The organism is uncultured Acinetobacter sp. (assembly GCF_947624825.1).
GTDB lineage: Bacteria > Pseudomonadota > Gammaproteobacteria > Pseudomonadales > Moraxellaceae > Acinetobacter.
The window spans coordinates 1-7430 of sequence record NZ_CANQLZ010000085.1 but is presented as its reverse complement, the minus strand read 5'-3'; the positions used below and the strand labels follow the sequence as shown (position 1 = coordinate 7430).

6 protein-coding genes are annotated in these 7430 nt (G+C 33.4%); 2 read left to right on the top strand and 4 right to left on the bottom strand.

What is annotated here, in order from left to right:
• The first annotated feature begins 60 nt into the window (after positions 1 to 60).
• Positions 61 to 1017, top strand: a complete 957-nt coding sequence (gene repM / locus Q0017_RS12810) for a replication initiation protein RepM (RefSeq protein WP_298147534.1) — start codon at positions 61 to 63, stop codon at positions 1015 to 1017.
• A 182-nt stretch (positions 1018 to 1199) separates the two neighbouring features.
• Here repM and Q0017_RS12805 read toward each other — a convergent pair whose 3' ends face one another.
• The 4 genes from Q0017_RS12805 to Q0017_RS12790 form a co-directional block, all read right to left on the bottom strand.
• On the bottom strand, positions 1200 to 3101 hold the full coding sequence (locus Q0017_RS12805) for an N-6 DNA methylase (RefSeq protein WP_298147530.1): 1902 nt from the start codon (positions 3099 to 3101) through the stop codon (positions 1200 to 1202).
• Between the two features lie 79 nt (positions 3102 to 3180).
• Positions 3181 to 4341 carry a hypothetical protein gene (locus Q0017_RS12800; protein WP_298147525.1) on the bottom strand — a complete coding sequence of 387 codons (1161 nt, stop codon included), beginning with the start codon at positions 4339 to 4341 and terminating at the stop codon, positions 3181 to 3183.
• 13 nt (positions 4342 to 4354) lie between these two features.
• Positions 4355 to 4567, bottom strand: coding sequence for a helix-turn-helix transcriptional regulator (locus tag Q0017_RS12795; RefSeq protein ID WP_080632801.1), 213 nt, complete (start codon positions 4565 to 4567; stop codon positions 4355 to 4357).
• Between the two features lie 382 nt (positions 4568 to 4949).
• Positions 4950 to 5852: a MobA/MobL family protein gene (locus tag Q0017_RS12790; protein WP_298147514.1), complete on the bottom strand. Its 903-nt coding sequence runs from the start codon at positions 5850 to 5852 to the stop codon at positions 4950 to 4952.
• Between the two features lie 370 nt (positions 5853 to 6222).
• Between Q0017_RS12790 and Q0017_RS12785 the strand changes: the two genes are divergently transcribed.
• Entirely contained in the window at positions 6223 to 6921 is a 699-nt protein-coding gene (locus Q0017_RS12785; protein ID WP_298147512.1) for a hypothetical protein, read from the top strand.
• Positions 6922 to 7430: the final 509 nt, after the last annotated feature.

Sequence of the window (7430 nt, the reverse complement as noted above, 5' to 3'; positions counted from 1 at the left end):
CTTTCAGAAATATTTATGTATATTTTATTTTTGAAAGGTGTTAAAAGTGAAAAGTGAAAAATGCGTCAAAAAAAAAAATCGGAAATAGATAACATGTTAGTTGTAAAAGACAACGCTCTGATAAACGCAAGCTATAACCTAGATCTAGTAGAACAACGATTAGTTTTATTAGCGATTGTCGAAGCCCGTGAAAACATTGAAAATATTGACTCGAATACAGAATTAACAGTTCATGCTTCTAGCTATATCAAGCATTTTAATGTTGAAAAGCATACAGCCTATAAAAACCTAAAGGATGCTGCTAAGACATTGTTTTCTAGACAGTTTAGTTATGAAGAGTCTGCTGAAAATGGACACATAACTCACTATACAAGTCGTTGGGTTTCTAAGATAGGTTATACAGCAGCATCTGGTTCAATTAAGATTATATTTGCTCCAGATGTCGTTCCATTAATAACACGTATTGAAAAACATTTTACGAGCTATGAGTTATTTCAAGTAGGACATTTATCAAGCAAATATTCTACTCGTCTGTATGAGTTGTTAATTAGTTGGAGATCCGTTGGGAAAACTCCTATTTATGAAATAAATGACTTCAAGAAGAAATTAGGCATTGAAGATCATGAATATAAGATAATTTCTAACTTTAAATTAAGAGTGTTAGATCCTGCTATTAAGCAAATTAATGAATCTACAGATATCAAAGCCAATTACGAGCAACACAAACAAGGACGTACAATTACAGGTTTTTCATTTTCTTTTAAGCAGAAGAAGCAGCAAATTAAAAATGAAACACAGAAAGAGATTAATACATTAGATGTGTTCAATAAGCTTACAGAGAAGCAACTTGATATGTTTAGCAGTAAGTTAGCTGATTTACCTGCTGTGCAAGCTATGGCGCATGTTGGTGAGGATATGAAGCCATTTGTGGCACGTTTACGCACGATGTTGATGGATGCAGAGCAGCAAAAAGTATTGCTGCCATACCTCAAAGAAGTCGGTTATGCAGCAGCTTAAATTTTCATTTGAGCTAATTAGTGACGTTTGAAATTGACTAAAAAACAGGCGTGGAACGGTCTAATTCACGTAAAAAGCCCAACTACTGAGAGTTGGGCTTTTATTATTTGGTTAAGCTATTGAAATATATAAACTAATAAAACCGATTTCGTATAAGCGGTATTATGTTAATTTTAGAAAAATTACATATTAACGATTTCAAGCTTAGCCTTTCTAGCTAACTCTCGTGCTTCTATACGCTCATTAATAGATTTCTCAACCATATCTTCAATATACTTTCTTTTAACTTTATCTTTAGGAATTGGTAAAAGTAATTCATTTACTCGCTTACCAATACTATCAATGATATCAAGCGTTAATCTTTTAGCTTTGATTTGTTGAATCACTGGCTCACTTGATAAAGCAGCTAATAGCAGATATGGAGATAATACTTCTGGTTTATTTACTCGTATTTTGTATAGATGACTCTGATAGACCATTTTCGTATCGTATTCTGAAACAAAAGCACATGTACCAATTAAGTAAGTACCATCTTTAACCATTAAAATATCTTTAGCTTGAACGTCTTGTTTTTTCTTTAATGATTCAAAAATTTCCTCTGAAACTCCTTGTTTTGCATCTAGCTTAATTTCCCAATTAGAAATATCTGATGTTCTTACAAAAGGAATTGATCCCGTGCCATAAGCAAGTTTTCCGACCTCATCACCTGTTGAGAAAGATAAAACACCTTGGTCAATAAGATCTTGTACAAGATATATATCATGTGTATCTACAAGTTTATTGATTAATTCATATGGCTTTGGATCATAGTATCTAGGTGCCAAAATATTATTGCTAATTTGGTTATAGCCAACATAGTGACCTAAAACAGATGACATATCTGAATTAGGATTCAAATAATTTTGCAAAATCTGAGGTAAATCATTATGAGGAATTAAATTTCCTCGGCTATCATGACCACACCAAGTAGCTTCTGCCATAAATATTTTTTGGCTATCTTTAGCTTTTTTATGAGCAATTAATAAACATGTTTTTGTATGAGTTCCACCTTTCCCACTGGTTTTGAATAGACTTTCAGGCATACCGCAAACAGCATCCACATGCAAATTATCCAATAAATATTGGACAACATATCCTGCTGTATTTGAGATTAAACTTTCAGGTACAACTATCCCTAAACGGCCATTTTCTTTTAAAAGTTTTATACAAATTTCTAAAAATAAGATTTGAGGTGGAGTGTTAGCCTGAAGTACGTCTGTTTTGACATATCTCTTTGTGGTTTTATCTAACTTCCATTTATATGCGAGATCATAATTAGCACGGACTTCTTCTGATCCAGATCTAATTTTTGAACCGAATGGAGGATTGGCTAATACAATATCAAATGTTCCTAATAATTCAGGGTTAGTAGTTATATGTTCAATAGTATCGACACAACTAATTTTGGCTTCATCTAGCGTATTAATTGCAATGTGAGATTTAGCTAACTTCGTTAAATATTCATCTTTATCAAAGCCATATAAATTGTTATGTATAGATTCTCGATCTATATTCTTATTTAATAAAAATCTTGATGCATAACTTAAAAAGCCACCCGTCCCACAAGATGGATCAATAATTTTTTCATTATCTTCTGGATTTATTGCTTCTACTAAAAATTTGATTGCTTCAAATGGTGTAAAGAATTGACCATCATTCTGACGTAAATCAGATGATATAAAACATTGATATAGCTCACTAAATATATCCTTTTCAGAAGTATAGTAATCAATTTTAATAAGCTTTTGATGTACATATAAAATAGTCTGTGGATCTAATAAAATTTCTTCATCAGGATCAAATGCAAAAGTTAGTTTATTTTTTATGAGTCTAAATTCTCGACGATACGCTTCTGATACATCTACTGCGGAGCTTTCTCCAGATAAGCTGTCTTTAAGAGATAATGAACAAAATAAACATTTAACTACTTCATGAAGTAAAGCGCTATCTCTCGTAATACCTATAACTCGCCCAGCCAAGTAATTTCGTATATCAGAAAAAATTGAAGCTGCTTCTTCTACTTTACAAAAGATAGGTGATGACATTTTTCTTCCAATAAAAACAGGTTATGAAATATTATAGTTTACATTTCATAACCTGTAATTATAAATTCAAGAAAACAGTTTATGGTTTAATCGAACCGTACTTTTTCTCAAATATTTTGTCCAAAATCACATTTACTTCATCCAAAGAGAGATCTCCTTGAATTCGATTACCTATATAGGATTGCCAACTAATATTTTGACCTTCATGGACACCCTTTTTCTTCAAGGGTAATAAATGACCTACTTGATATTCAGCTTTACCATGCTCACTTTTAGTATTAATAGCATCAAAACAAAAGTTCTCTAAAGTCACAGGACAAGTAGCTATTGATTTCGATGAACTAATTAAACCTTTAGAAACCAATTGATCAAAAACCTCTTGAGGGAAATTCTCGAAATGGATTAGAGATTCAATCAATTTTTTCTCAACAGACCAACAGTTCTCTAATGAGCTGAATTGGTAATCATCAGGTAAGATTTCCCATCTCTTTGCCCTATTAGTTTTATCTTTACCTGTTAATGATCTATCACTTAAGTACGACTTTACACGAATCTTGTCACTAAGATTTTTTTCAAGACTAGCATTAATGATAGGTCTAGCGTTAATCAGCCAAATAATAACTGGATTTATAACAAGCTTGATATTGTCAGCTGTATGTATTGGATCTTTATTAACATCTACATATGAAAAGATGAATTGATATGGAACACCATATTTATCTTTTAATAGATTTTTTAAAAATTTAAAAAACTCAACATCTTGTATTTCTGAAGTAAGGATATCTGTTACCTTTTCAAAAATCTTTAAACACTCATCAAACGTTACAGATCGAGGATCATTACCAGGTTGAAAGAATTGTTTTTGTGTTGTGTTACCTAAGCCTTTATTTATTTCTCCAGGAAACCATCTAGTTTTCATCTTTGTTGAGGAGATAGATAAATTTGTCAATTCTATTAAAAAACTAAATCTTATTATCCTTTGAATCAAATTTAAAAATTCAGAAGAAAAATTAACAAGACCTTTTGATTGATTCCTAAAGACTTGATCAAGCAATTTAACTTTTCTAGAAATATTATGGTTTGAATATCTCTGAACAATTACTAGCAGTTCCTTAGCCATTGTACTAACTGAAAAGTTTGGAGCTTTGTTAGTTCCTAGTTTAGAGCCACCGAATGAGTCACTTACTGTAGCTTTTTCATGATTGGTTAATAAATCATATAAATCTTGTTCAAAAGTCATTTTTTTTCCTAAGTTAAGGGATCTCCCCAGTTAACTTAGAAACTTCAGTGTCCAAAGCTTTTGCTAGTCTATAAGCATGATTCAATGAAATATTTCTCCCTCCTCTTTCAACTAAGCCAATGTATGTTCTATGAAATTGACACAACTCGGCTAAGCGTTCCTGAGAAAGCCCTAATTCATTTCGTCGAAGACGAACATTTTTTCCAAATAACTGAGGTAAATTCATACTTCAATTATGGTTTTTGATGACTATTAATCGACAGACTAATGATAGCAAATGAAATGTAATTAGCTAAAAAATATAAATTTAATGATAGTTCCTTATTTAACATAAAATCTCATATACGAAATTGGATCTGTAAGCCTGAGCGTACACCTATTGGGGTATATCGCCTCTATCTCAGAGTTAGTGATTCACATATTCTGAATACATCAGGAACAGGAAGTTCCAGAACAAAAAACAATAATGATAAGTTCTAAAACACGGAAGCTAGGTACGACAGGAGTTATACCTCACACAACCGCATACGAAAAAAGCCCAACAGGATGTTGGGCTTTTTTTTATTTAAGGCTTGGCACTTTAGATAGGCTCGCAGCCGCCATTTGTCCTAGAAATCGAGATCAAAATCCAAGTCATCCAGTGATGGCGCTTGCTCACGTTTGCGCTCTGAGCGTATGCCTAACGACTGTAAATAGATCTCTTTGTATAACTCATAGTTGTTATGTTCACGAATGGCTTGAATCGTTTGGATTTGCGCCTTTACATCGAGTTGGTCATTCGGATCAGCACTATGTAGCTTCCATCGTGGGATCTGAGGCACATCCAATAAGTTTGTACCGTACTTTTTGTTGTAGTCCACGTTAGATAAACACGACACTTCATTCGGCACAGTTAAACGCTGTCCGTTCACCACCACAGTTTTGGTTGGGGCATAGCGTTTAAGGTAAGCGTTCATGGTCTTTTCAGTCAGTACCCGAAATACATTGACTTGGTTTTTACCTTGTCCAAGTGCGTTAGCCGTCAGCTTAGGCGCACCGCCTTGCGTGGGGTTCTTCGGTCGATACTGTTTAAAGAATTGTGTCGCAGGACGATCAATCTCGTCCATCAAACTACGCTCTGAATACATCAAATGTAAGTGAGGTTGTTCCTCACCTGTCAGTTTGCTGCCGTGATGATGAATCACTGCGGTATAGGGAAATTTATGTACATGAACAAATTGCTCTAACAGTGCTTTGGCGAGGTCGGCTCTGTGTAATTTAGACAGTTCTTTCGGTAAAGCAATGGTAATTACCGTTGAGGTTCGCCCACGTTCAATTTCGTGCTGATCGGCATTTTTCCAAAAGATCATAGGCGAATCTTGTGCCCATTTTGGCATGTTCCCTGATTCAGAAAACTCGACAATTTCATTGTCTTTATGCGCTGCAAAATGTGCGGTTCTGGTGAGGTAGTGATAGGTGTTTTTTGAGCTTTTCTCTTTCTTGGTATTATGACGAATATTCATATAAAACATAACGTAATTCCTGCTTTTGCCCCGCAGGGCGAGGAGTACTGTCTTTTTTTTAAATCATAGCACGAATGTGGTATGATTTAAAAAAAAGACAGGGAAACGAGATAAAAGATAATTCTTACATAAAGAATCATCTTTAAAGTGCACATTTGGCTATATTTCATGTCAAAAAATCGGATTTCTTGTCGTACTAACAGGACTACAGTATAAATTTTGATCGTTTTTCACAGCTTTTGCGGTGTGGTAAACAAGGAAAAAGACGCTGTTTTTGCTTTTCACTTTGGGTTTTATGTCAAAAAACGAGTTTTTCTGTCGTACTAACAGGACTACAGTATAAAAAATGATCAATTTCTACACATTAGGAGACTAAAATATGGCGACAAAACCCCATTTGGTACTGACCAACGAAGATATGCAACAGTTGATCAGTCACGTAATAAATTTGCCTTTTAAACGTAAAAATGATCAAAGATTTTTAGATTTAATTGCAGAAAAAAGTTCTTTGCGTGACTTCTCAGACGCTGATTTCAAAATCGTTCAACGATGTCGTTATGAACGCAATGCACATCAGAAAAAGATGCAGGCTTTGGCGAAGATTAAACAGAATCCAAAACCATCAACGCTTGAAAAACAAATTTTGGAACTGGCTCAAAAGCCAGACATTGATTCTTATTTTTTGATGTTGGATAGCTTGAAGATCTATCTCGATAAAGATGATCTCAAACTCAAAGAAATGAAGCTCAAGAATGCTCAGAAAAAGCGTGAAGCCAAACCAAGTACACGCAAACAGAATGATCATGAGAAATATTACTTGGGTGCAATAGTTCAACGGTTTTTGAAATCAGCCAAACACCTCAATCGACAACCAACCGATACGGATCTCGATCAACTTTTTAAACTGTTGCGCTTTTATCAAATGACCGTGGTGCATTACAGACATGACTTTGATGCGCTGAAATCAGTCAGTCGAGTCATAGGTCGATCAGATACTGAATTGGACATGATTAAGCAAATTGAGAAAGATGCTAAAAGTTCACCTAGAAATCCATTTGATAAAAAAGTTGATCATTAAGGTTTTATATAGCCATAAAATCAATTCTAAGCGTCATAGAGGTGCTTAAAATCATTTTCTTAAGCAACCCTACGTTAAATATAAAAGATGTCTTAAATCGAAAAATAATGAGGTTTTAAGCGATTCTCTGCTTTTTAGTCAAAGAATTTATGTATGGAAGTAAATTTTAAAGCTCAATTTAGATATATACCAAACAATTTTTTTATCTTAAAAACAATTAAAAAAAACAGCGAAGCGGGCTTTTAATATTTTTAAATATTTTTAAATACTTTTAAGACCGCTGTAACCCTTTATAGACAAGGCTTTCAGAGTCTATATCTATACATTTATCGACCTATATCTATACATTTATCGACCTATATCTATACATTTATCGACCCATATCTATACATTTATCGACCATATCTATACTAATTTTTTTATGTATATTTACTTTCAGAAATATTTATGTATATTTTATTTTTGAAAGGTGTTAAAAGTGAAAAGTGAAAAATGCGTCAAAAAAAAAA

Coding starts and splice junctions, on each gene's coding strand:
- Q0017_RS12785 (WP_298147512.1), top strand. CDS start 6,223: ATGGCGACAAAACCCCATTTGGTACTGACCAACGAAGATATGCAACAG.
- Q0017_RS12790 (WP_298147514.1), bottom strand. CDS start 5,852: ATGTTTTATATGAATATTCGTCATAATACCAAGAAAGAGAAAAGCTCA.
- Q0017_RS12795 (WP_080632801.1), bottom strand. CDS start 4,567: ATGAATTTACCTCAGTTATTTGGAAAAAATGTTCGTCTTCGACGAAAT.
- repM (WP_298147534.1), top strand. CDS start 61: ATGCGTCAAAAAAAAAAATCGGAAATAGATAACATGTTAGTTGTAAAA.
- Q0017_RS12805 (WP_298147530.1), bottom strand. CDS start 3,101: ATGTCATCACCTATCTTTTGTAAAGTAGAAGAAGCAGCTTCAATTTTT.
- Q0017_RS12800 (WP_298147525.1), bottom strand. CDS start 4,341: ATGACTTTTGAACAAGATTTATATGATTTATTAACCAATCATGAAAAA.